This is a genomic window from Elioraea sp. (genome assembly GCF_051860475.1).
In the GTDB taxonomy this organism is placed as follows: Bacteria; Pseudomonadota; Alphaproteobacteria; order Acetobacterales; family Acetobacteraceae; genus Elioraea.
Genome location: NZ_JBHYDW010000062.1, coordinates 1 through 23,714, shown reverse-complemented (window position 1 = coordinate 23,714; position 23,714 = coordinate 1). Strand labels below are relative to the sequence as shown.

The window sequence follows — 23,714 nt, the reverse complement described above, 5'->3', positions numbered from 1 at the left end:
GTCGCGCCCCTCCAGCGCCAGCAATCGGTCCACGAAGGACCGGCCCGGCTCGCGGCTGGTCATGAAGCCGCCGATCGCGCGCAGGTCGAACAGCGCCGGCACCGGCCGGATGTCGCCGCGCGCGCGGGCGAGGCAGAGCCGCGTGAGGTCGCGCGCTCGGGCGAGGAAGTCGGTGTGCGGGAACTCCTTGAACGAGACGATCAGGTCGGCGGCCCGCACCATCGTCTCGGTGAGGTGCGCATGCAGGTCGAGCTCGGCCCCGATCGTGCAGCCCGGCCCGGCGATCTGCCGCACGCGCGACAGAAGATCGCCCTCGCAGTCGTCGTAGCCGTCCGCAACCATCGCGCCGTGCAGCCCGAGCAGCACCACGTCCACCGGCAGGGCGGTGCGGAGCTGGTCGAGGATCTCGTCGCGCAGGCTCTCGTAGGCCGCGCGGCCGACCAGACCCGCCGGCTCGGCCCAGGTGGCCGTGCCCTCGATCAATGTCAGCCCTTCGGCAGCGGCCACCTCGCGCGCGGCGACGATGGGCGCCGAGCAGAGCGTCGGCCAGGGCGGATGCTCGCCCGGACGCGCGTAGAACGCCGAGACGAAGGCACGCCGGTCGGTCGGGATCGGCGCGAAGGTGTTCGTCTCGGTCGCGAGCGAGGCGGCGAACAGGCGCATCAGGGGTCTCCGGCGAGGCCGCGAACGATCAGGCTGGCGGTCGCGCGGCTGCACGCGACCGGGATGTCATAGACCTGGGCGATGCGCAGCAGCGCGCGCACATCGGGCTCGTGCGGCTGCGCGGTCAGCGGGTCCCAGAAGAACACCAAAAGGTCGAGCGCACCCTCGACGATGCGCGCGCCGATCTGCTGGTCGCCGCCCAGCGGGCCGCTCTTCACGCGTTCGATCGTGAGACCCGGCACGCGGTCCATCAGTGTCCGGCCGGTGGTGCCGGTGGCAACGAGCTCATGCCGCGACAGGAACGTGGCGTGCTCCGCCACCCAGTCAGCCAGTTCGGGCTTCTTCACATCGTGCGCGACCAGGGCGATGCGCAGCCGCGTCACGGCAGCGCGCCCTCGAGCCAGAGCCGGAGCAGCGCGGTGCCCGCCTGGGGGCGTTCGAGCGGCGAGCGATGCCCGCACTCCTCGATCACGGCCAGCCGCGCGCCGGGGATTCCGGCGGCGATCTCCTTGCTGAGCGCGAGCGGCTCCTTGGTGACGCGATCGGGATGCAGACAGGGCGGCAGCCGCCGCGGCGTCCCACCCTTGAACTGCGCGTGCCGGACGAGATCGAGCAGCATGCGCCGCCGCACGCGCTGCTCCGCCGTATCCGCCCGCGCCAAGGTGTCGAGCAACGCAAGCCGCGCGATGCGCTGGGGCGCGGCGTGCAGCATCGCGGAGGCGGCGCGGCCGCCCATCGGCAGCGCCGCCATCGCATCGAGGCTGTCCTCGCAGGCGAGATCGGGCACGGCGAGGGGCCGATCGCAGCCGATATGCCCTACCTGGTGCGTCCAGAGCGTGTCGTCGCACGGCATGCCAGGCAGCAGGGCCAGCGGGAGGGCGGTGTCGGAAGCGGCCATCGCGGCAATCCTCGCCGCAACCCCTGCTCGCGCCAAGCCGTCTTGGCCGGTTCAGCCCGTGATCCGGCCCGCCACCGATCCGAGCGGGGTGGTGCACCAGCACGGCGAGCCGATCGGCGCCGGCGCGACCGAGCACGTGCGTGCCCGCGCCTCGCAGCGCGTCCCGGTCCGCGTCTGCTGGGCGGCACCGGGGGCGCGTCCGCAACGGCGCTGGATCTCCCAGGACGGGATGCCGGCGCGCTGCATCTGCTGGATCACGTAGTCGCTGCACTGCGCCGCAGCCGGCGCGGCGGGCATCAGGGCCGCGAGCAGGGCGATCGCCGCGACGGGCAGGCTCAGCCGCATGGCAGCCTCGTGCGGGTGCCGTCGCGGGCGATGCCATAGGCGACGGGCAGCAGCTCGATCGTGCCGGTCGGCGCAGCCACCGGCTCGCCGATGATCTCCACCGCCATCGCTTCGGTGAGGTCGCTCAGGCACACCACGTTGGTGCGCGGCGTGCCGGCGAAGCGCAGGAAGATCATCGACAGGCTGTCCTTGCTCAGCGGCCGTGGCCCGAACACCAGCACGGCGAAGCTGCCGTCGGTCGGGTCGAACTGGTGCATGACGCGGAAATTCCGCTCCTCGAGGTCGCGCGGCAGCTGGATGCCGGCGATCTGCGGCAGGTCGGCGACGTGGAACCTGAGGTGCATATAGGGCAGCTGCTCGCGGAGCGCGTCCCTGAGCTGCTCGATCTCGGCGAGCTGGCGCTTCAGTCCATCGCGCTCCTCGCCGAGGCGCCGGCGCTCCTCGGCGATCTCCTGCTCGGCCAAAGCACGACCCTCCGCCCGCGCCCGCTCGACCTCCGCGCGGGCCAGTGTGCGCGTCTCGCTCCAGTCGCGCAGCGCGAACACGAACACGGCGGCGGCGAGCCCGAGCGTGACCGCGCCGACCGCGCGCACGTCGCGCCGGTCGCGCCCGCTCCACAGCAGCGTGATGCCGAGGATCAGCAGGACGAGGCCGAGGAAATACGGCCCGTACTCGAGGAACAGACGCGACAGGTCGGAGAGCTGCCTTGCGTCCAGGATCTTCTGCGGGTCCATGGGTACCCCCTTCCCGCATACGGGAGCACACCTTAGCGCGTTTCCGGGTGAGGTGTGTCACAGAACCTCGCGGCAGGGTTGCTCGCCGGAGCGTGCATGGCTGCGGCAGCCTCGGAGGCCGGGTTTCCCTTGACGTCCGCGCCGCGCTCCCCTAGTGCGGCGGAGCGTGCGAGGCGCATATCGCGCCGGGCCACGCGTTAGCGGACGATCCGTGACCGACCCCATCGCCATCTCCGGCGCCGACGCTGCGCCGGATACAGCCCAGGACTTGCCCGCGACCGAAGCCCCGGCGGCCCCGGAGCCTACTCTGCTGCGCACGACCTTCGCCGATCTCGGCCTGTCCGAGCCGGTGCTGCGCGCGGTCGCTGATGCCGGCTACCTGCACCCGACCCCGATCCAGGAGCAGGCGATCCCGATCGTGCTGATGGGCCGCGACGTGCTGGGTTCGGCCCAGACCGGCACCGGCAAGACGGCGTCCTTCACCCTGCCGATGCTCGACATCATGCAGTCGGGGCGTGCGCGGGCGCGCATGCCGCGGGCGCTGATCCTGGAGCCGACGCGCGAGCTCGCCGCGCAGGTCGCGGACAACTTCGTCAAGTACGCGAAGTATCTCCGCTTCGACTACGCGCTGATCATCGGCGGCGAGAGCATGGGCGACCAGATCGCGCGCCTGGACAAGGGCGTCGACGTGCTGATCGCCACGCCCGGCCGACTGATCGATCTGTTCGAGCGCGGCGGGCTGCTGCTGAACGACGTGCGCGTGCTGGTGATCGACGAGGCCGACCGGATGCTGGACATGGGGTTCATCCCCGATGTCGAGCGGATCGTGTCCTTGCTTCCGCGGATGCGGCAGACGCTGTTCTTCAGCGCCACCATGCCGCCCGAGATCAAGCGGCTGGCCGATGCGTTCCTGCACAACCCGCGCCAGATCTCGGTGGCCCCGCCCGCCACGGTCGCCACCAATGTTGCGCAGAATCTCGCCCTCGTGCGCGAGCACGACAAGCGCGAGGCGCTGCGCCGGCTGCTGCGCACCGAGGACGTGAAGAACGCCCTGGTGTTCTGCAACCGCAAGCGCGACGTCGATGTGCTCTACCGCAGCCTCTCGCGCCACGGCTTCAATGCCGGGATGCTGCACGGCGACATGACGCAGCCCAAGCGCACCGAGACGCTGGACAAGTTCAAGGCCGACGAGATCAAGATCCTGGTCTGCTCCGACGTCGCCGCGCGCGGTCTCGACATCGGCGGCCTCAGCCACGTGTTCAATTTCGACGTGCCGTTCCACGCCGAGGACTACGTGCACCGGATCGGCCGAACCGGCCGCGCGGGCCTGTCCGGTCGCGCCTTCACCCTCGCGACCGTCGAGGAGGACGAGGCGCTGGCCGCGATCGAGAAGCTGATCGGCAAGCCGATCCCGCGCATCCAGATCGAGGGGCTCGACCCGGTCAGCATGGACGTGCTCGAGCCGCGCCAGCGGCGCGGCCGGGGCCGGGGCCGCACGCGGCCCGAACCCGCGGAGAAGCCAAAGCGTGCGGCGAAGGCGGCGGCCGAGAAGCCCGTGGTGGCCAAGGCGCCGGCGCGCGTGGCAGAGGCCGCACCCGCTCCGCGCAAGGAGCCGCGCGACGCCGAGCGCGGCCGCAGGCGTGACCGGGAGCGCGCGCAACCTGAGGCGGAGGGCGATGTGCTTGGCTTCGGCGCGGCCATGCCCGACTTCATGCGGCTGCCGACCCGCAAGCCGGCACGCGGCAGCCGGACCGACGACGAAGCGGCGTGAGCCGCGCCCCGATCGCCGCGCCGGCCTGACCTGCCGAGGTCGGGACGCTCCGGCGGCCAGAACTCCCTATACCCGCGCGTCTCGTTCCGGCCGGGCCTGCCCGGCCGCTCGACTGATGGAGGACACCCCATGGCCGAGTGGCCCATCCACAGCCGCTTTCCCGGCCCGATCGTGATGATCGGCTTCGGTTCGATCGGCAGGGGCACGCTGCCCTTGATTCTGCGCCATATCGCCGCGCCGCGCGATCGGATGGTGATCATCGACCCCGACGAGTCCGGTCGGCCGATCGCCGAGGAGAACGGCATCCGCTTCCGCAGGCTCGCGCTGACGCGGGAGAACCTGCGCCAGGAGCTTGCGCCCTTGCTGTCCGGTGGCGGGTTCTGCGTCAACCTCTCGGTCGAGGTCGCCTCGGTCCCACTGATCCAGCTCTGCCAGGAGTGGGGTGCGCTCTATCTCGACACCTGTGTCGAGCCCTGGCCCGGCGGCTACACCGACCCGTCGCTCTCGGTCACGGAACGGTCGAACTACGGGCTGCGCGAGACCGCGCGTGCGTTGCGCCGGCCCGGTATGCCGGACCCGACGGCGCTGATCGCGCACGGCGCCAATCCCGGCATGGTCAGCCACTTCGTCAAGCAGGCGCTGCTCAATCTCGCCGAGGATCTCGGCCGCATGGTGGACGAGCCGAAGGACCAGCAGGGCTGGGCTCGGCTCGCGCGCGATCTCGGCGTCAAGGGCATCCACATCGCCGAGCGCGACACCCAGCGCGCGAGCACGCCGAAGCGCTGGGGCGAGTTCGTCAACACCTGGTCGATCGAGGGCTTCCTCGGCGAGGGGATGCAGCCCGCGGAACTCGGCTGGGGCACGCACGAGACGGCGATGCCGCCGGACGGGGCGCGGCACCCCTATGGCTGCGACGCGGCGATCTATCTGAACCGTCCGGGCTGCTCGATCCGCGTGCGGTCCTGGGCGCCCACGCCAGGGCCGCAGCTCGGCTGGCTGATCACGCACAACGAGTCGATTTCGATCGCCGACTACCTGACCCTGCGCGGCGAGGATGGATCGGTTTCGTATCGGCCGACCTGTCACTATGCGTATCATCCCTCCGACGACACGGTGCTCAGCCTGCACGAGTTCCAGGGCCGCGCCTTCGAGCGTCAGCCGAAGCTCAGGCTGATGAACGAGGAGATCGTCGAGGGCATCGACGAGCTCGGCGTGCTGCTCTACGGCCACGCGAAGAACGCCTACTGGTTCGGCAGCCAGCTCAGCATCGGCGAGACGCGGCGGCTGGCACCGTATCAGAATGCGACGGCCTTGCAGGTGACCTCGGCCGTGCTGGGCGGGATGGTCTGGACGATCGAGAACCCGCGCGCCGGCGTGGTGGATGCCGACGAGATCGGCTGGCGCCGCGTGCTGGAGGTGCAGATGCCGTATCTCGGCCCCGTGATCGGTGCGTACACGGACTGGACGCCGCTCAAGGGGCGGCCTGGGCTGTTCCCGGAGGATATCGACGACAGCGATCCCTGGCAGTTCAGGAACGTGATCGTGCGGTAGGAGCAGGGGCGCGGCCGCTCCCCCGGCTGGTTTCGCGATTGACCCCCGAACCTAGGCGGCCTTTGCGACGCCCGGCGCCGCCTGTCCTGCCAGGTACGCCATGGCCGCGGCCACCCCACCCGTCTTGTGCGGCACGCCCGCCAGCCCGAGCCCCATCTCGACGCCCGCCAGCGTGCCCATCAGCGTCAGGTCGTTGACATCGCCGAGATGACCGATCCGGAACACGCGATCGGCGAGCTTCGAGAGGCCATTGCCGAGCGACATGTCGAAGGCGTCGCGGATCACCGCGCGGACGCGGTCGGCCGACTGTCCCTCCGGCACGCGCACCGCCGTGAGCGACGAGGAGTGGTTCTTCGCCACCCGGCACTGGGTCTCCAGCCCCCAGGCGGCGACCGCCCGGCGCGTCGCCTCGGCGTGGCGGTCGTGGCGCGCGAATACCCGGTCCAGCCCCTCCTCGTGCAGCATCGCGATCGCCTCGCGCAGCCCGTAGAGCAGGTTGGTCGCCGGTGTGTAGGGGAAGTAGCCCGTGGCGTTCGGTCCGGCCTGCTCCTCCCACGACCAGAACGAGCGCGGCAGCTTCGCCGTCTTCTGCGCCGCATACGCCTTCTCGGAGACGGCGTTGAACGAGAGGCCCGGCGGCAGCATCAGCCCCTTCTGCGACCCGCCGACCGTGACATCCACGCCCCATTCGTCGTGGCGGTAGTCGATCGAGGCGAGCGAGGAGATCGTGTCGACCATCAGCAGCGCGGGGTGCTTCGCCGCGTCGACCGCGCGCCGGATCGCCGGCACGTCGGTGGTGCAGCCTGTCGAGGTCTCGTTGTGCACCACGCACACCGCCTTGATGGTGCGCGCGCGGTCCTCGGCGAGCCGCCCTTCGATCTCGCCGGCGGCGATGTCCGCACCGGCGCGCCAGTCGGTCTCGATCAGGATCGGCGAAAGCCCGAGCCGCTCCGCCATCCGGCGCCAAAGGCTCGCGAAGTGCCCGGTCTCCACCATCAGCACCGCATCGCCCGGCGAGAGCGTGTTCACCAGCGCCGCCTCCCATGCCCCGGTGCCCGAGGCAGGGTAGATGAAGGCGTGGCTCTCGGTCCTGAAGATGGTCTTCATGCCCTCAAGGCATGCTTGGCCCAGCTTGGCGAAAGCGGGGCTGCGATGGTCCATGGTCGGGTTGTCGATCGCGCGCAGGATCCTGTCGGGCACGTTGGTCGGCCCCGGGATCTGAAGGAAATGGCGGCCCGCGACCCGCCCCGGCTCGTTCTGCATCGCGCTGTTCCTCGGCCCTTGTCTCCCGGCGCCCGGCGCCATCTGATGCGATAGAGACACCGGGGAGAACGCTGTCAATGCCTGCTGCCCTGCGACCGGGGCTCGAGCGGCGCCTCAAGGCCGCGCTGAAGGGAGAGGTGCGCGCGGATGCGGCGACGCGCGGCCGCTACGCGACCGACGCCTCGCACTACCAGGTGATGCCGGCCGCGGTCGCCTTCCCGCGCGATGCCGAGGACGTGGCGGGGGCGATCGCGATCGCGCGCGAGGAGGGCGTGCCGGTCACGCCGCGCGGCGGCGGCACCTCGCAGAACGGCCAGACCATCAACACCTCGCTGGTGCTGGACTGCTCGCGGCACCTGAACCGCATCCTCGAGCTCGATCCGGCGAACCGCCGTGCCCTGGTGCAGCCGGGTCTGGTGCTCGACGAGCTGAACCGGGCGCTCGCGCGCCATCGCCTGTGGTATCCGGTTGACGTCTCGACCGCCTCACGCGCCACGCTCGGCGGCATGGCGGGCAACAACTCCTGCGGCGCGCGCTCGCTCCGCTTCGGCACCATGCGCGACAATGTGCGCGCGATCGTGGCGATCCTCCCCGACGGCACGCAGGCGCGCTTCGACGATCGCGAGGCGTTGCGCAACGATTCACCGATCGCGCCGCTGGTGTCGGATCTGCGGGCGATCGCCGCGCGCGAGGTGGACGAGATCGAGGCGCGCTTCCCGAAGGTGCAGCGCCGCGTCGGCGGCTACAACCTCGATGCGCTGGTGCCGTCGCGCGACCCGCCCAATCTCGCGCATCTGCTGGTCGGCTCCGAGGGCACGCTCGGCTTCACCACCACCATCGAACTGGCGCTCGCGCCAGTGCTGCCGAAGCACAAGACGCTCGGCGCCTGCCATTTCGGCAGCTTCCACGCCGCCATGGAGTCCGCCCAGCACATCGTGAATCTGGCGCCGGTCGGTGTCGAGCTGGTCGATCGCACCATGATCGAGCTCGCACGCGACATCGCGATGTTCCGCCCGACGCTCGATGCCTTCATGCACGGCGAACCCGAGGCGCTGCTGCTGGTGGAGTTCGCCGAGGACGACGCGGCGACCAACCGGCGCCGGTTGAAGGAGCTCGTTGCGCTGATGGGCGATCTCGGCTTCGGCTGGGACCGGACGGGCGCGCGCTTCGGCGGTGTGGTCGAGGTCACCGATCCGGCGTTGCAGGGTGCCATCAACCAGCTCCGTACCGCTGGGCTCAACATCATGATGAGCATGAAGGAGGAGGGAAAGCCGATCTCGTTCGTCGAGGACTGCGCGGTGCCACTCGCGCATCTCGCCGATTACACCGCGCGGCTGACGGAGGTGTTCGAACGGCATGGTACGCGCGGCACCTGGTACGCGCACGCCGGCTCGGGCTGCCTGCACGTGCGGCCCGTGCTGAACCTGAAGCTGGAGCAGGACGCGCGCACCATGCGCGCGATCGCCGAGGAGGCGTTCGCGATGGTGCGCGCCTACAAGGGCAGCCATTCGGGCGAGCACGGCGACGGCATCGTGCGGAGTGAGTTTCACGCGTTCATGTTCGGCGACCGTCTCGTGCGCGCCTTCGAGGCGGTGAAGGACCGGATCGATCCGCGCGGGACCTTCAACCCGAACCGCATCGTCCGCCCGCCGCGCATGGACGACCGCCGCCTGTTCCGCTACCACCCCGACTACGCGACCGCGACGCACCCGCCCGCGCTCGACTGGTCGGAGTTCCCGCGCGCGAGCCCGGCCGCGTCATTCCAGGCGGCGGTGGAGATGTGCAACAACAACGGCGCGTGCCGTGCGCTCGCCGGCGAGGTGATGTGTCCCTCCTACCGCGCGACGCGCGATGAGCGCGACGTCACGCGCGGCCGGGCGAACACGCTCCGCCTCGCACTGTCGGGCCAGCTCGAGGGCGGGATCACCTCCGACGCCGTGGCCGAGGCGCTGTCGCTCTGCGTTTCCTGCAAGGCGTGCCGGCGCGAGTGTCCGACCGGCGTGGACATGGCGCGGATGAAGATCGAGGTGCTCGCCGCGCGCACCGCGTCGCGCGGACCCTCGATCCGTGACCGGCTGGTGGCGTTCCTGCCGCGCTACGCCCGCCACACGGCGCCGTTGCGGGCGGTCCTGAATGCCCGCAATGCGATCCCGGGCCTCGCGCAGCTCTCGCAGTTCCTGACCGGGTTCTCGGCCGCGCGCCCGCTGCCGCGCTGGTCGCGCGCGCCTTGGCGCGACGACGAGGCGTCGATGCCCGAGCCCGACGCGATCCTGTTCGCTGACACCTTCAACCGCTGGTTCGAGCCGGAGAGCCTGCGCGACGCCGCACGCGTGCTGCGCGCAGGCGAGTACCGCATCGCCGCGGCGACCTCGCCCGGCCGGCCGCTCTGCTGCGGTCGCACCTTCCTCGCCGCCGGCCTCGTCGATCGTGCGCGCGAGGAGGCGCGCCGGACCCTCGCGGCACTCGCGCCGCACGCGCGCGCCGGGCGGCGGATAATTGGCCTCGAGCCGTCCTGCCTGCTGACGCTGCGCGACGAGTGGTTGTCCCTCGGCCTGGGGCATGAGGCACGCATGGTCGCGGACCACGGGCTGCTGTTCGAGGAGTTCATCGATCGCAACGCCGCGCGCTTCGCCGCCGTGCTGAAGCCGCTCGCGGGACGGCGCGCGATCGTGCACGGTCACTGCCACAGCAAGGCGTTCGGCGCGTTCCCGGCCGTGATCCGCGCGCTGAAGGCCATTCCTGACCTGCCGGTGACGCCGATCGAGTCCTCCTGCTGCGGCATGGCCGGCGCGTTCGGCTACCAGATGGAAACGCAGCAGGTTTCGCGCGCGATGGCGGAGCTGTCGCTGCTGCCCGCGGTGCGGGCCGCCGATCCGCGCACGCTGATCGTCGCCAACGGCACCTCATGCCGGCACCAGATCAGCGATCTCGCGCCGCGCGAGGCGCTGAGTCCCGCGCGGGTTCTCGCGCTCGCCCTGTAGCAGGCGGATTTGCCCGTCTTGCCGCGCGGGCCCATGCTATCACGTGACAAGACCACGGAAGCACGGAGGACTGCCATGGCGCATCGACGCACATGGACCGCCGCCATCCTGTCTCTCGGCGCGGTCCTGACCATCCAGCATCCCGCGGTGGCCCAGGCCCCGGCCTGCGAGCTCGACCGGGCCGTGACCTTCGCCGGGCTGGACTACGACTCGGCCGCGTTCCACACCGAGGTCGCGCGCTTCATCATCCGCCACGGCTATGGGTGCCGCACCGAGGTGATCCCCGGCAGCACCATTCCGCTGCTGAACGGACTGATCCGCGGCGACGTGGACGTGAACATGGAGGTGTGGAAGATCAACGTGCGCGAGATCTGGGACCCGGCGGAACGGGACGGCCGCGTGGTCGATCTCGGCATCAATTTCCCGGATGCGACCCAGGCCTGGTACGTGCCGCGCTACCTGGTGGAAGGCGACGCCGCGCCGGCGAAGGGGCTGCGCAGCGTCACCGACCTGCCGCGCTTCGCACAGGTGTTCCGCGATCCGGAGGAGCCCTCCAAGGGCCGGTTCTACAACTGCGTCCCCGGCTGGGCCTGCGAGGTCGCCAACACCAAGAAGCTGCATGCCTACGGGCTGATCGGGCACTTCACCAATTTCCGCCCTGGCAGCGGTGCGGCGCTCGCCGCAGCGATCGACAGCGCGCTCATGCGCCAACGTCCGATCGTGTTCTACTACTGGGGCCCGACCTGGCTGCTCGGCAAGCACGCCGACGCGATCGTCGCGCTCGAGGAGCCGCCCTACGACCCGGCGATCTGGGCCGAGTTCGAGCGCGCCTCCGATCCCGAATCCGTGACACGCGCGACCGCCTATCCCACCGTGCCTGTGAGCGTGGCTGCAAACGGCGCGTTTGCGCGTCAGGCGCCGAGGCTTGTCGCGTTCCTGCGCGCCTATGAGACCACCGGCGCGCTCGTCTCGGAGATGCTGAACCACATGCAGGCGAGCGACGCCACGGCCGAGGCGGCGGCGCGTCACTTCCTGCGCACGCACGGCGCGATCTGGACGCGCTGGGTGCCGGAGGACGTGGCCGCGCGCGTGAAAGCGGCGCTGTAGCGGTCCGGACAGCCTGACGGGGCGGGAGCGTGTTTCCCGACCTCGGCGGACCGCTCCGCCGCGCGACGAATGCGTTCGTCCAGCATGTCGTCATCACCTACGGCGACGGGTTCGAGGCCTTTGCGAACGCCATTCTCGTCGTACTGGTCGCGATCGAGAGGCTGCTGCGCGAGGCGCATCCAGGCGTGGTGCTGCTCGCGGTCGGGCTGATCGCCCTGGCGTCCTCCCGGCGCCCGGCGCTGGCGCTGGCGATGGTCGCGTGCACCTACATGATCGGCACGCTCGGCCTGTGGGATCAGGCGATGCAGACCATCGCCATCATGTTGGTGGCGGTCGCGCTGTCGGTCCTAATAGGCATCCCGCTCGGCGTGCTCTCCGCGCGCTCCAACCGCGTCCGCGCGACCATCAATCCCGTGCTCGACCTGATGCAGACGATCCCGTCTTTCGTCTATCTGATCCCCGCGGCGATGCTGTTCGGTCTGGGCAAGGTGCCGGCGATCCTCGCCACCGTGATCTACGCCACGCCACCGCTGATCCGGCTGACCGATCTCGGCATCCGCGAGGTCGATCGCGAGGTCGTGGAAGCCTCGCGCGCCTTCGGCGCCACGCGCTGGCAGATCCTGACCGGGGTGCAGGTGCCGCTGGCGCTGCCCTCGATCATGCAGGGGATCAACCAGACCATGATGATGGCGCTGGCGATGGTGGTGATCGCCTCGATGATCGGCGCGCGCGGCGTGGGCGAGACCGTGCTGCTCGGGTTGCAGCGCGGCGATTCCGGCCAGGGCCTGCTCGGTGGGCTCGCGATCGTGCTGCTCGCGATCGTGTTCGACCGCATCACGCAGGCCTACGGACGGCGCGTGCAGACCCATCGCGCGGCCGGCGGATGATTGTCATGTAGTCGTCATATAACTGCGCGTGCGCAGCTTGACCGCGTGTCGAGTGACCGATAGCGTCACGCTAACAGTCGAATAAGTTGTTCCGGAATCGGGGGGAACGCATGACACGGCGCGGCATGAGCATGACCTTGTCCGTGGGCGCGATCGCCCTCGCCTTGTCCGCCGCATCCCCTGTCGCGGCCCAGCGAGCCCTCACGATCGGTGCGCAGACCCCACCCAGTACGCTCGACCCCCACTTCCACAACGCCACCAGCAACTCTCAGACACTGCGGCAGATCTATGAGCCGCTGTTCGAGGTGGACACCGAGTTCCGGATCCAGCCGCGGCTCGCCGAGAGCATCCGCCTCGTCGATCCGCTGACCTGGGAGGTGAAGCTGCGCGCGGGCGTGCTGTTCCATGACGGCACGCCGTTCGAGCCAGACGACATTGCCTTCACCTTCCAGCGCATCCCCAATGTGCCACAGGGCGTGACACTGTTCACACCCTTCGTTCGGCCGATCACCTCGATCGAGGTGGTCGATGCGACGACGGTCCGGCTGCGTACCGCGGAGCCGCACCCGATGCTGCCCTGGGACATGACGCAGCCACTGATCATCTCGCGCCGCGTGCACGGACCTGAACCCTCCACCTCCGAGTTCAACAATGGCCGGCTCGCGATCGGCACCGGACCCTATCGCCTCGCCGGCTACGTCCCACGCGAGCGGTTCGAGATCGTGCGCAATGATCGCTACTGGGGCCCGCCCGCCGCCTGGGATCGGGTGCTCTACCGCTACATCCCTCAAGCGGGATCACGGCTCGCGACGCTGCTCGCCGGTGAGGTCGACCTTATCGACAACGTGCCGCTGCAGGACGTGCCGCGGCTGGAAAGCGATCCGGCGATCAACGTGTTCGGCGTGGATGGCGTGGGGGTCGCGTATCTGTTCCCAGACGGCGACCGTGAGACGATTCCCTTCGTCGCCGACCGACAGGGGCGGCCGCTCGCGCGCAATCCGTTCGCAGATCCGCGCGTGCGCCAGGCGCTCTCCCTCGCGATCAACCGCGCGGTGATTGCCGAGCGACTTTACTACGGCCAGGCCCGCCCGGCCGATCAGCTTCCTGCCCCGGGCGCCGAACACCGACTCGATACGAGCGGACCGCTGCCCTTCGATCCGGTGCGCGCGCGCGCTCTGCTCGCGGAGGCGGGGTGGCCGGACGGATTCCGCCTGACCATCCACGGGCCATCCGGCAACTTTCCGATGGACGACAGCCTGCTGCAAGCCATCGCTCAGGGCTTCACCCGGATCGGCATCGAGACTCAGGTCGAGGTGCTGCCCCCGGCGGTTCTGCTGAGCCGTGCGACGCGGCGCGAGTTCTCGCTGTTCATGAACTACTTCAGCACAAATCTCTCCATCCACATCATGCGTCAGCTCGCGATGACACGCGATCAGGCCAAGGGCTGGGGGGCGTTCAACCGCCAGCGCTACAGCAACCCCGTGGTGGATCAGGCCTTGCTGGCGGCGATGGGGGAACTCGACGAGGACCGCCGACGCGCGCATACCCACCGGGCGATCAAGGCCCTGAACGACGACATGGGCGTGATCCCGGTCGTGTATTTGCGCAATGTCTGGGCGGGACGCGCCGATCGCGTCAGGTACTCGGCCTCACCGCTGAACTGGACCAGCGCCACCTTCGCGACGCCGGTGAACTGATCCCGCCTGCCAGACCGGCGCAGCGCCGAGGTGCGGGAGGCAGGTCTCACATTCGGCGGGGACGGCGGGACCCTTGAGCGCCGGGAATCAGGCGTCGACCACGACATAGCGGCCCTCGCGCCGCACGGTGACGGTCTCGGCGACGTAGGGCCCTTCGACCAGAGCCTCTCCGGGCTTTTCCTCGGCTGGGTAGCTTCGCACCTTCACGCGTGCGGGCTCGCACCACGACTTGCCGGTTCGGATGTCGAACTCCCAGCCGTGCCAGGGACAGCGGATGAACTCGCCCTTGCGCTCCAGCACGTAGTGCCCCGGGCCGGTCGATAGCACGAGCCCGGTCTGCCGTCCCGCGCACAGGCTGCCGCCCTGGTGCGGACAGCGATCCACCAGCGCAAAGAATTCGCCGGCCAGGTTGAACACGACGACCGCGCGTCCCGCGACCGTCACCCGCTTACGGCTGCCGGGAGGGAGCTCTTCGGCCTCAGCGACCACATGGCTGGCCATCGCCGCAGATACGCCTCAGGCGAAGCCGTAGAGTGCCCGCGCGTTGCCGGCGAGAATCGCGCGCCGCTTCTCCTCGCCGAGGAAGGCGGGGATCGCGTGGCGGGGATCGTCGAAATCCCAGTGCGGATAGTCGCTCGCGAACACGAACCGGTCCCAGCCGACCCAGGCCATGGCGTCGAGGAGGTGCTTGGGTCGCTCCGGCTCCTCCATCGGCTGGGTGGCGACCCAGAAATGACGCCGCAGATACTCTGACGGTGCGTGCCGCAGATGCGGCACCTCATGGCGGAGCTTGCGCCAATGCGTGTCGAGCCGCCAGCCGAGCGGGGCAAGCCAGCCGAAACCGCTCTCTATCATCACGACCTTCAGGCTCGGCAGGTGCTCGAACACGCCTTCGACGATCATGCTGGTCACCAGCGCCTGGCAGGATGTCGCGTGCTCGGTCATCTCCTCGATGTAGAACGAGCCCCAACCGCTACCGGTCATCGCCCGGCCGCTGTAGCCGAACACATGGATGCCGATCGGCAGCCCGGCCTCGGCCGCAGCCTCGTAGATGGGCCAGAAGCGCCGCTTGCCGGGCAGATCCGACATGCGGCTCAGCAGCAGCACATGGCCGAAGCGCGTGTCGCCCGCTCGGCGGCGGATCTCGGCGGCGGCCTCCGGCGGGTCGTCATAAGGGACAACGACGCTCGCCTTCAGCCTCGGCTCCTTCGAGACCCAGGCGTCGAGTTGCCACTCATTGGTCGCGGCGGCCATCGCCGCGCTCAGCCCATCGTTCTGGTCACCCTGGCCGCTGCCGAACAGCGGGTTCATGATGCCCGTGGTGATACCGTAATGGTCGAGATGCTGCGCCCGGAGGAAAGCGAGATCCGAGGCGGGCGCGCCGCCATCGGGAGGCCAGGCGTCACGGCGCGCTGCACTCGGCTGCGCCTTCGGAAAGGGCGGCCCCTTCACGAAGCCATGGCGCTGACGGATGCCGTAGGTCTGCAGGTAGTCCCACCAGTGGCGCGAGAGATACGGGCGCAGATCGGCAAGTGTGCGCACCCGAGTGTGGATGTCGACATCGATCAGCGCCAGGGCCTGATCGGCGCCGACCGCCTGCGTGGCTGGTTCGGCCAGGGCGGTGGTCATTGCACGTCTCCTGTCAGGCGGCTGTATGTGGCAAGTGGGTTGTCGATCATGATGCGCGGCAACAAATCGCGCGGCAGCGTCGCAGGCACGGGATCGTCGCCGTCGAACTGCCAGTGCGGATAGTCCGAGGCATAAAGGAGCATCGCGTCGGACCCCAGATGATCGATGATGCGGCGCACGAGGTCCGGATCCTCTGGCGCATCGAACGGCTGCACAGTCAGCCGGACATGGTCGCGCACGATCGCGGCCGGCGACCGGTCGACCCATGGCACTTCGGCGCGGATCCCCTTCCAGAACTTGGAGAAGCGCCATAGGAACCCTGGCAGCCAGGTCACGCCGGACTCCAGAAGCACCACCTTGAGGCCGGGAAATTTTGCGAACACGCCTTCGGAAACGAAGGAGCACAGCGCCGACTGGAACGCCTGCGCATTGTTCGCATAGTCTTCGAGATAGTGGCTGGGCCAGCCTAACGAGGTGACCGGATGGCGGTAGCCGCTGCCGGCATGCACGCCGATGGGCAGGCCACGGCGCTCGGCCGCCGCGTAGATCGGCCAGAGGTGGCGGCGGCCGAGCGGCACCTCGCCCATCACCAAGAGCAGCACCTGCACGAACCGCCGGTCCGGCGCGAGCCGCTCGATCTCGTCAACAGCCGCCTCGACATTCTGCGGTGTGACAACGATCGAGGCGCGGAAGCGCGGTTCCCGGTCCAGCCATTCGGCGATGATCCAGTCGTTCAGCGCGCGTGTGAAGGCGGCCGCCATGTCCTCGTTGAACACCAACTGCACCCCGTAGAGACAGTTCAGGATGCCGATCTGTGTGTTCCAGCCGTCCAGCACGCGGCTCCGTACATCCTCCGCGGTGGTCGCGGCGCGTCCGCCGTCACCGCGCCAGTCGGCGCGCGCCGTCAGAGGTGCCGCCGGCGGATAGCTGATCGAGTCGAGCCCTTCGATCCCACGCTCCTCAATGCTGTTCCGCCACACATCGTCGAGATACGGCGCCAGCGCATGCAGGCCCGAGACCGTCGGATTGATGTCGCAATCGATGCGGCGATCGTCCGTCGACATGGCGATGCGGGCGGCCTTCTGCTGGAACCGGGCGTCGCGTCTGGGCGCAACGAGGAGCGCTCGCCGCGTGAGGCATGATGGCTACCGCCTGGCGGGGCGTCAATCAGCGGCCGATCTGGCCTGCCGCCGCTGTGTAGGCGCGCCAAGGTCGCTTTGCTCGGCAGTCGCCGGATCGCTATGCTTGCCATCGTGCAGCCGGGACAAACACACCGGTGGCGCTGATCGAGCTCAGGCGCGTCACCAAGATCTTCGGCCGCGCGCCGCAGGAGGGGCTCGCGCGCGTGCGCGCTGGCGCCACCAAGGAGCGGCTGCTCGCCGAGACCGGCATGGTGCTCGGCCTGCACGACGTCAATCTTTCGATCGAGGCGGGCGAGATCTTCGTCGTCATGGGCCTCTCGGGCTCCGGCAAATCGACGCTGATCCGCCACCTGAACCGGCTGATCGATCCGACCGACGGCGAGGTGCTGGTTGACGGCGAGGACGTGCTGAAGCTGTCGACGCGCGCGCTCGAGGCGTTCCGGCGCCGGCGCATGAGCATGGTGTTCCAGCGCTTCGGCCTGATGCCGCACCGGACCGTGCTCCGGAACGTCGCCTACGGCCTGGAGGTGCGTGGCGAGGGGGCTCGCGAGCGCGAGCAGGCCGCGCGGGCATGGGTGGAGCGGGTCGGACTTGCCGGCTACGAGGCGTCGTATCCGCACCAGCTCTCGGGCGGGATGCAGCAGCGCGTCGGGCTCGCACGCGCGCTCGCCACCGGCGCCGATATCCTGCTGATGGACGAGCCGTTCAGCGCGCTCGATCCGCTGATCCGCAGCCAGATGCAGGACCAGCTGATCGCGCTCCAGGCGCAGCTGAACCGCACCGTGGTGTTCATCACGCACGACCTCGACGAGGCGCTGCGGCTCGGCACGCGGATCGCGATCCTGAAGGACGGCGTGGTGGCACAGGTCGGCACGCCGGCGGAGATCCTGCTCGCGCCCGCCGACGACTACGTCGCGGCCTTCGTGCGCGACGTGAACCGCGCGCGTGCCCTGACCGTCGAGGCGGTGATGAGGCCGCCACTGTGCCGCCTGACCGACGAGACGCTCGAGCGCGCGCTTGCCGAGATGCGCCGCCAAGGCGCCGACGAGGCGGTGGTGATGGCGCCCGAGGGCTATCGCGGCGTGGTCACGGCCGCGAAGGTCGAGGCCGCGCTGCACGCCAACGGCGCGCGAGCAAGCCTCGCCGAGCTTGCCGTCAGGACCCCGACCTTCACCGCCAACACCCCGATCGAGCGGGTCGTGCCGGCCGCGCTCCAGGCCGGCGTGCCGCTGCCGGTGGTGGATGCGGCCGGCAACGTGCAGGGGCTTGTGACACCCGAGGCGGTGGGCAAGATGCTCGCCGAGCGGGATGGCGAGCCGACGCCCGCGGGGACGGAAACGAGACCGCGCGACGCCGCCTGAGCGCGAACACCTGCCGGGGGTCGATGATAGCGTCGCTGCTGCCGGTCGCCTCGCTGCTCTCGGGTGTGGCGCTGCTGCTGGTCGGGCACGGCCTGCTGACGCTCGCGCTGCCGCTGCGCGGCGAGGCGGAGGGGTTCGATCCGGTCGCGATCGGCGCGCTGGGCGCTGCCTACTACGCGGGCTTCGTCGCGGGCTGCCTGCACGGGCCGCGCCTGGTGCGTCGCGCCGGCCATATCCGCGCCTTCGCCGCGGTGGTCTGCGGCGTGTCGGCCGCCGCCGCGGCCTATCCGCTGGCGGTCAGCGAGCCGTCCTGGATCGCCCTTCGCTTCGTGTTCGGCTACGGGCTCGCGGTGTTCTACCTCGTCGTCGAGTCCTGGCTGAACGACCGTGCCTCCAACACCACGCGCGGCATGATCATGTCGGCCTACATCATGGTGAACCATGTCGCGCTGACGGGCGGGCAATTGCTGCTGCTGACCTGGCCGGTGGACGGGTTCCACCTGTTCGTGCTCGGCAGCGTGCTGATCTCGGTCTCGGCGATCCCGGTTGCGCTGACCCGCCAGGCGCAGCCCACGCCGGTCACCGAGGTGCGGTTCCGCCCGGACCGACTGTGGCGCGCCTCACCGGTGGGGCTGGTGGGCAGCCTGATGATCGGCGTCGCGAACGGCGCGTTCTGGAGCCTCGCGCCGGTGTCGGCGACCGATTTCGGGCTGAGCCACGAGGGCGCGGCGATCTTCATGAGTGTCGCCGTGATGTCCGGCGCGCTGGTGCAGATGCCGATCGGCCGCCTCTCCGACCGGCTGGATCGACGTCATGTGCTGGCCGCGCTGCTCGCGGCGGCGATGGCGACCGGGCTTGCGGTGTTCCTGGTCGCACCCTCGGGGATCGCGCTGACACTGCTCGGCGCGGCGTTCGGCGCCTCGGCGCTGCCCGGCTACTCGCTCGCCGCCGCGCATGCCTACGACCACGCCGACCCGTCCGACTATGTCGGCACCGCTTCGAGCCTGCTGCTCGTGAACGGGCTCGGCTCGATCGTCGGCCCGATCGCGGCGGCGTTCCTGCTGCGCGCCGCGCCGGGCGGCGGGCTCTACCTGTTCACGGCAGCGATGCACGGGGCGCTGCTCGGCTTCGTGCTCTGGCGTGTGACACGCCGTCGGGCCCCGCCCGAGGAGGCGCGAGAGAGCTTCAGCCTCGCCGCGACCTCGCCAGCCTCGGTCGGCGCGGTGATTGCGCCCGAGCCGGCCGCGCAGGCCGGGCCCGAGCGCGACGGCTGACTGACGACGGCCTGCCGAAGGTTTCAGCCTCGGCAGGCCGGTATGCAGGGGTTGTTTCGCGCGTGGCCGCCCCACCAGCCCCACGGCTATCAGAACTCGCCCTCGGTCACATAGGGGCGCGCCCAGAGGATCGCCTGCAGCAGTACCGCCTTGGTCCAGGCGGCATGCATCGCGTCCACCTCCGCCGGTGCCGCCCCCTTCTCGGCGAGGAACGGGCGCATGGTCAGCGAGATCGGCATCACCAGTGCCAGCAGGTGCCGCAGTGGCACGTACGGCGAGGCATTCACGCCGTCGGTACGGTTCTTGCCGCTGCGGTGATGGCGCCGGCCGATCTCCTCTTGCCAGGCAAGCCAGGCGGCATCGTGCGAGGCGTTGCAGGTGTCGAGGATCCATTGGCCGAACCGGCGGCGCACGGCGGTGAGATAGGCGCCGATCGGCTCGCCGGTGCCGTGCTCGCGGAACGCGGCGAGCAGATGCGGCTGCGAGGCGACGAAGCCGTACCAGACATCGAGGATCGCCTCGATCCGGTCGGCGACGATCGTGCCCGCCCTCTTCAGCGCCGCGACGTCGTCCGGGCCGAACAGCAGGCTCGCCTCCAGTTCGGCAAGCGCGGCCGGCGTCAGCGGCGAGGGTGCGAGCAGGGGGTCGCCGTAGCGGTAGCCGGGAATGTCGGTTGCAGGAGCGTTCATGGGTTCCTCCTTGCGCGGTCGCTGCCGCGATCGATAGTATCGAGTCGATACATTCAACCGCGGAGCCGGCCAATGGGTAATAGCGACTCGATATCAAGTGCCGGGGATGACCCCACGCTGCGTGCCGCGCGGCTGATCAACCGGCTCGACCGGCTGGCCCGCGCCGAGGATCACCGCGCCGGCTTGAACCCGGCCCAGCGCGACGCGCTGCGCTTTCTCGGCCTCGCCAACCGCTTCTCGCGCAGCCCGGCAGCCCTCGCGGCGTATCTCGGTGCCACCCGCGGCACGGTCTCGCAGAGCCTGATCGCGCTCGAGGCGAAGGGCTATGTGACGCGTGAGCCGCATCCGCGCGACCGGCGCGCGGTGACGCTCGGGCTCACGGCGGCTGGTCGCGCGGCCCTTCAGGAGGACGCAGGCGTGACGCTGCTCGCCGACGCGGTGGCGGCGGGCGTGGGCGCCGAGGCCGCCACACTCGCGCGGCTGCTCGAGGCGACCCTCGCCGCCGCAGTCGCAAGCAATGGCGGGCGTGCCTTCGGCGTTTGCCGCACCTGCCGGCATTTCCGCGCCCAGGCCCATGCGGGCACGCCGCGGCCGCATCACTGCGCGCTGCTCGACGCCCCGCTCGCCGATGCCGAGAGCCGCGCGATCTGCATCGAGCACGCGGCGTGAGCGGTCATACCAGCCGCACGAAGGACGAACCTTCGCGCGGCTGGTATGTCACCTTTCCTCCGGCGCGCGGCCGCCCCACCAACCCCGCGCGCGATAGCCGGCGCACAAAGGTCGAACCTTTGTGCGCCGGGTATCAGACCGGAGGCGACTCCTCCGCGGGCGAGACCGGATCGCCGCCGTAGAAGTCGCGGATCGCCGCCGCTCCCTCCTCGGCGGTCTCGACGAAGCGGATCAGATCCAGGTCCGCGTGGTCGATCATCCCCTCCTCGGCCAGCACCTCGAAGTGCACCACGCGGTCCCAGAACGCGCGGTGGAACAGCAGGATCGGCAGGCGGCCGATCTTGCGCGTCTGCACCAGGGTCAGCGTCTCGAACAGCTCGTCCATCGTGCCGAAGCCGCCGGGGAACACCGCGAGCGCCTTGGCGCGCATCAGGAACTGCATCTTGCGGATGCCGAAGTAATGGAACTGGAACGAGAGCGCCGGCGTGATCCAGCGGTTCGGCGCCTGTTCCCGCGGCAGCACGATCGAGAGGCCGATCGTCTTGCCACCCGCCTCGGTCGCGCCGCGGTTGCCGGCTTCCATGATGCCAGGGCCGCCGCCGGTCACCACCACCAGCTCGCAACGGCCGGCGCCCTGGCCGGCCTCGGTCACCAGCCGGGCGAAGCGGCGCGCCTCCTCGTACCAGGCGAGCTGGCGGCGTGCGCGCTCGGCGTGCGCGCCGTCGGCCCCGGCAACCGCGGCGGCGCGCTCGGGCCCCGCGACGCGGGCCGAGCCGAATACCACCACGGTCGAGCCGATCCCGGCCTCGTCCTGCAGCCGGTCGGGCTTCATCAGTTCGAGCATGAGCCGCACGCCGCGCATCTCGGGGCGCAGCAGGAACTCCGGATCGTGGAAGGCGAGCCGGAAGGCGGAGTGTGTGACCTCCTCCTCGACCGGCCTTGCTTGACGCACCGCCTCGTCGGCGCGCGGATAGGTGTCGGGGCGGCGGCTCATGTGAAGCGGGTTGTCACGGTGCCGAGCCCGTCGAAGCTCACCTCCACCGCCGCGGGTCCGCTGAGCCAGGCCGGCGGCGTGACCGAGCCGCACAGGATCACCTGCCCGGCGCGCAAGCCCCCGAACACCGCCGCCGCCGGCGAGGCGGCAAGCCAGCGCAGCACGGCGAGAGGATGGCCGAGCAGGTCCCCGCCCTGGCCCTCGCCGAACAGCGTGCCGTTCACTGTCATCCGCCCGCGCGCGGCGGCGAGGTCGCGCCCGGCGAGGCGCCCGGCCGGCCAGTCCTCGGCGTCCGCGCCGATCACGGCTGCGCCGTGGAAGAACCGGTCCGCGATCAGCATCGGCGTGCCGATCCCGACCCCGCCCTGGTAGCGGTTCTCGACGATCTCGATCGCCGGCAGCACCGCCGCGACCGCCTCGGCGAGCGCCTCCGGGCGGTGGTCGCCGGGCGGGATGTCGCGGCCAAGCCGGAACGCGATCTCACACTCCACACCCGGGGTGAGCCAGGACCGGAACGGGATGGTGCTGCCGGAGGGCAGGAGCCCCGAGCGCATCATGAACCCGGCCGCCGGGGTGCGGATGCCGAGGTGGAGCTGCATGGTCGCCGCGGTCGCGCCGATCTTGAACCCGGCCGGCGGGAAGGCGCCGAGGCGGCGCGCGAGCGCGGCCTGGACCGCGTAGCCCTCGGCCGGGTCGGCCGGCGCGATCGCGGGGTCGAGCGGGGTGAGGGGGCGGCGCGCCGCGAGGGCGTCGGCGATGGCCTCGGCGGCCCGTTCGGGACGCCCGGCGTGCTCAATCATGCACTCTCCTCTTCAAGTCGGTCGTGCTGCACTGCGTAGAGGGCGATCGCCGCCGCGACCGACACGTTCAGGCTCTCCACCGTCCCAAGCTGCGGCAAGCGTACCGTGAGGTCACAGGCCTCGCGCGTGAGCCGGCGCATGCCCTCGTCCTCGGCGCCGAGCACCAGGGCAAGCCGGCGGTCGCCGAGCCCGGCGGCGGCGAGCATGGTCGGCGCCGCCGCATCGAGCCCGACGATCCAGAGCCCGGCCTGTTTCAGCGCCTCGAGCGTGCGGGCGAGGTTGACCGCGCGCAGCAGCGGCACGCGTTCGAGCGCGCCCGCGGCGGCGCGCGCCATCGCCCCGCCTTCCAGCGGCGCATGGCGGTCCTGCACGATCACCGCAGCGGCACCGAAGGCCGCGGCCGAGCGCAGGATCGCGCCGACATTGCGCGGGTCGGTCACCTGGTCGAGCACCAGCACCGGGCCGGGCGAGGCGGCGAGCGCGTCGGCGAGCGGCAGCGGCGACAGCGGATCGACCAGCGCGGCGAGTCCCTGGTGCACGGCGCCGGGGGGCAGCAGGGCGGCGATCGCGCTGCCCTCGGCGCGTTCGGGCGCGGCGTCGGGCGGCAGGGTCGCGGCCGCCTCGCGGGTCGCGAGCACGCGGCGGACCGTGCGCGCAGGGTTGCCGAGGGCGGCGCGCACGGCATGCGCGCCGTAGATCCAGTACGGGCCGTGCGGGTCGCGGCCGCGGGCCTTGCCGTCGCGGCGGCGCGGATGGAACGCCATGGGGGCAGCATGGCCGGGAGCGGCGGTGGACGGAAGCCCGGCCTCATCGTTGACACGTCGGTCGAAATGCCGTTAGTCCCCGCGGTCCCGCGCCGCCCGCGCGGCTGGAGGGGTGCCCGAGTGGCTAAAGGGGACGGACTGTAAATCCGTTGGCGCACGCCTACGCTGGTTCGAATCCAGCCCCCTCCACCAGGGCAGCACCGCTCCCGCCGCAGCGACGCGCGACCTGACACGAACCGACCGGAAGGGGAACTGCGTTCCAACGGCCATGCGGGTGTAGCTCAATGGTAGAGCCCCAGCCTTCCAAGCTGGTTGTGCGGGTTCGATTCCCGTCACCCGCTCCACCCGATCACCCGGGCCGACGGCGTTCCCGCCACTTCACCCCAGCAACCTAACGAACGAGAGGCACGAGGCTGCGCCATGGCGAAGGCGAAGTTTGAGCGGACGAAGCCGCACTGCAACATCGGCACGATTGGTCACGTGGACCATGGCAAG

Annotated in this window: 22 protein-coding genes and 2 tRNA genes; 11 read left to right on the top strand and 13 right to left on the bottom strand. The window is 70.5% G+C overall.

Annotated features, from left to right (window positions below):
* The 5 genes from ACTIFU_RS12475 to ACTIFU_RS12455 all read right to left on the bottom strand — a co-directional run.
* Positions 1–663: M81 family metallopeptidase (locus ACTIFU_RS12475; RefSeq protein ID WP_439578634.1), on the bottom strand; the 663-nt coding region annotated here is incomplete at its 3' end.
* Positions 663–1,046: a methylglyoxal synthase gene (locus ACTIFU_RS12470; protein WP_439578633.1), complete on the bottom strand. Its 384-nt coding sequence runs from the start codon at positions 1,044–1,046 to the stop codon at positions 663–665. The genes ACTIFU_RS12470 and ACTIFU_RS12475, both read right to left, overlap by 1 nt.
* Positions 1,043–1,561, bottom strand: coding sequence for an alpha/beta fold hydrolase (locus tag ACTIFU_RS12465; protein WP_439578632.1), 519 nt, complete (start codon positions 1,559–1,561; stop codon positions 1,043–1,045). Before ACTIFU_RS12465 ends, ACTIFU_RS12470 begins: the two co-directional genes overlap by 4 nt.
* Positions 1,562–1,612: 51 nt before the next feature.
* Entirely contained in the window at positions 1,613–1,906 is a 294-nt protein-coding gene (locus ACTIFU_RS12460; RefSeq protein ID WP_439578631.1) for a hypothetical protein, read from the bottom strand.
* Positions 1,897–2,640: a hypothetical protein gene (locus ACTIFU_RS12455; RefSeq protein ID WP_439578630.1), complete on the bottom strand. Its 744-nt coding sequence runs from the start codon at positions 2,638–2,640 to the stop codon at positions 1,897–1,899. Before ACTIFU_RS12455 ends, ACTIFU_RS12460 begins: the two co-directional genes overlap by 10 nt.
* Before the next feature lie 211 nt (positions 2,641–2,851).
* Here ACTIFU_RS12455 and ACTIFU_RS12450 point away from each other — a divergent pair, with 211 nt between their 5' ends.
* A complete protein-coding gene (locus ACTIFU_RS12450) occupies positions 2,852–4,411 on the top strand; it encodes a DEAD/DEAH box helicase (protein ID WP_439578629.1) in 1,560 nt (519 codons plus the stop codon).
* Positions 4,412–4,540: 129 nt separating this feature from the next.
* Positions 4,541–5,962, top strand: a complete 1,422-nt coding sequence (locus ACTIFU_RS12445; protein WP_439578628.1) for a homospermidine synthase — start codon at positions 4,541–4,543, stop codon at positions 5,960–5,962.
* A 51-nt stretch (positions 5,963–6,013) separates the two neighbouring features.
* Here ACTIFU_RS12445 and ACTIFU_RS12440 read toward each other — a convergent pair whose 3' ends face one another.
* The gene (locus tag ACTIFU_RS12440) at positions 6,014–7,225 is read right to left on the bottom strand and encodes a pyridoxal-phosphate-dependent aminotransferase family protein (RefSeq protein ID WP_439578627.1); all 1,212 of its coding nucleotides are present in this window, start codon (positions 7,223–7,225) and stop codon (positions 6,014–6,016) included.
* Positions 7,226–7,302: 77 nt separating this feature from the next.
* Here ACTIFU_RS12440 and ACTIFU_RS12435 point away from each other — a divergent pair, with 77 nt between their 5' ends.
* The 4 genes from ACTIFU_RS12435 (at position 7,303) to ACTIFU_RS12420 (ending at position 13,897) form a co-directional block, all read left to right on the top strand.
* Positions 7,303–10,206: an FAD-binding and (Fe-S)-binding domain-containing protein gene (locus tag ACTIFU_RS12435; protein WP_439578626.1), complete on the top strand. Its 2,904-nt coding sequence runs from the start codon at positions 7,303–7,305 to the stop codon at positions 10,204–10,206.
* Positions 10,207–10,281: 75 nt separating this feature from the next.
* Entirely contained in the window at positions 10,282–11,313 is a 1,032-nt protein-coding gene (locus ACTIFU_RS12430; RefSeq protein ID WP_439578625.1) for an ABC transporter substrate-binding protein, read from the top strand.
* Between the two features lie 29 nt (positions 11,314–11,342).
* Positions 11,343–12,200 (top strand): ABC transporter permease, encoded by an 858-nt coding sequence (locus ACTIFU_RS12425; protein ID WP_439578624.1) that lies wholly within the window; start codon positions 11,343–11,345, stop codon positions 12,198–12,200.
* A gap of 131 nt (positions 12,201–12,331) precedes the next feature.
* Positions 12,332–13,897: an ABC transporter substrate-binding protein gene (locus ACTIFU_RS12420; protein WP_439578623.1), complete on the top strand. Its 1,566-nt coding sequence runs from the start codon at positions 12,332–12,334 to the stop codon at positions 13,895–13,897.
* Between the two features lie 87 nt (positions 13,898–13,984).
* On the opposite strand, the gene ACTIFU_RS12415 is transcribed toward ACTIFU_RS12420, so the two are convergent.
* From ACTIFU_RS12415 to ACTIFU_RS12405, 3 genes are read right to left on the bottom strand one after another with little or no spacing between them, the layout of a single operon-like run.
* Complete coding sequence (locus tag ACTIFU_RS12415) at positions 13,985–14,398, bottom strand: Rieske (2Fe-2S) protein (protein ID WP_439578622.1); 414 nt, start codon at positions 14,396–14,398, stop codon at positions 13,985–13,987.
* Positions 14,399–14,413: 15 nt separating this feature from the next.
* On the bottom strand, positions 14,414–15,526 hold the full coding sequence (locus tag ACTIFU_RS12410; RefSeq protein WP_439578621.1) for an amidohydrolase family protein: 1,113 nt from the start codon (positions 15,524–15,526) through the stop codon (positions 14,414–14,416).
* Positions 15,523–16,590, bottom strand: coding sequence for an amidohydrolase family protein (locus ACTIFU_RS12405; protein WP_439578620.1), 1,068 nt, complete (start codon positions 16,588–16,590; stop codon positions 15,523–15,525). Before ACTIFU_RS12405 ends, ACTIFU_RS12410 begins: the two co-directional genes overlap by 4 nt.
* 212 nt (positions 16,591–16,802) lie before the next feature.
* On the opposite strand from ACTIFU_RS12405, the gene ACTIFU_RS12400 reads away from it, so the two are divergent.
* On the top strand, positions 16,803–18,029 hold the full coding sequence (locus ACTIFU_RS12400) for a quaternary amine ABC transporter ATP-binding protein (protein ID WP_439578619.1): 1,227 nt from the start codon (positions 16,803–16,805) through the stop codon (positions 18,027–18,029).
* Positions 18,030–18,052: 23 nt separating this feature from the next.
* Positions 18,053–19,303 (top strand): MFS transporter, encoded by a 1,251-nt coding sequence (locus ACTIFU_RS12395; protein WP_439578618.1) that lies wholly within the window; start codon positions 18,053–18,055, stop codon positions 19,301–19,303.
* Positions 19,304–19,392: 89 nt separating this feature from the next.
* Here the strand turns inward: ACTIFU_RS12395 and ACTIFU_RS12390 are convergent, their stop codons facing one another.
* Positions 19,393–19,992, bottom strand: a complete 600-nt coding sequence (locus ACTIFU_RS12390) for a protoglobin domain-containing protein (RefSeq protein ID WP_439578617.1) — start codon at positions 19,990–19,992, stop codon at positions 19,393–19,395.
* Between the two features lie 72 nt (positions 19,993–20,064).
* On the opposite strand from ACTIFU_RS12390, the gene ACTIFU_RS12385 reads away from it, so the two are divergent.
* Entirely contained in the window at positions 20,065–20,661 is a 597-nt protein-coding gene (locus tag ACTIFU_RS12385) for a MarR family winged helix-turn-helix transcriptional regulator (RefSeq protein WP_439578616.1), read from the top strand.
* A 133-nt stretch (positions 20,662–20,794) separates the two neighbouring features.
* Here the strand turns inward: ACTIFU_RS12385 and ACTIFU_RS12380 are convergent, their stop codons facing one another.
* Genes ACTIFU_RS12380 through rlmB form a run of 3 tightly spaced genes read right to left on the bottom strand, consistent with a single transcriptional unit; the run spans position 20,795 to position 23,219 of the window.
* Positions 20,795–21,655 carry an LOG family protein gene (locus ACTIFU_RS12380; RefSeq protein ID WP_439578615.1) on the bottom strand — a complete coding sequence of 287 codons (861 nt, stop codon included), beginning with the start codon at positions 21,653–21,655 and terminating at the stop codon, positions 20,795–20,797.
* A complete protein-coding gene (locus tag ACTIFU_RS12375; protein ID WP_439578614.1) occupies positions 21,652–22,455 on the bottom strand; it encodes a 2-keto-4-pentenoate hydratase in 804 nt (267 codons plus the stop codon). The genes ACTIFU_RS12380 and ACTIFU_RS12375 overlap by 4 nt, the downstream gene beginning before the upstream one ends.
* Positions 22,452–23,219, bottom strand: coding sequence for a 23S rRNA (guanosine(2251)-2'-O)-methyltransferase RlmB (gene rlmB, locus ACTIFU_RS12370; RefSeq protein WP_439578613.1), 768 nt, complete (start codon positions 23,217–23,219; stop codon positions 22,452–22,454). The genes ACTIFU_RS12375 and rlmB overlap by 4 nt, the downstream gene beginning before the upstream one ends.
* A gap of 106 nt (positions 23,220–23,325) precedes the next feature.
* On the opposite strand from rlmB, the gene ACTIFU_RS12365 reads away from it, so the two are divergent.
* Both ACTIFU_RS12365 and ACTIFU_RS12360 read left to right on the top strand, forming a co-directional pair.
* Positions 23,326–23,411: transfer RNA gene (locus ACTIFU_RS12365), tRNA-Tyr, on the top strand.
* A 78-nt stretch (positions 23,412–23,489) separates the two neighbouring features.
* Positions 23,490–23,563, top strand: a tRNA-Gly gene (locus tag ACTIFU_RS12360).
* Positions 23,564–23,714 lie beyond the last annotated feature (151 nt).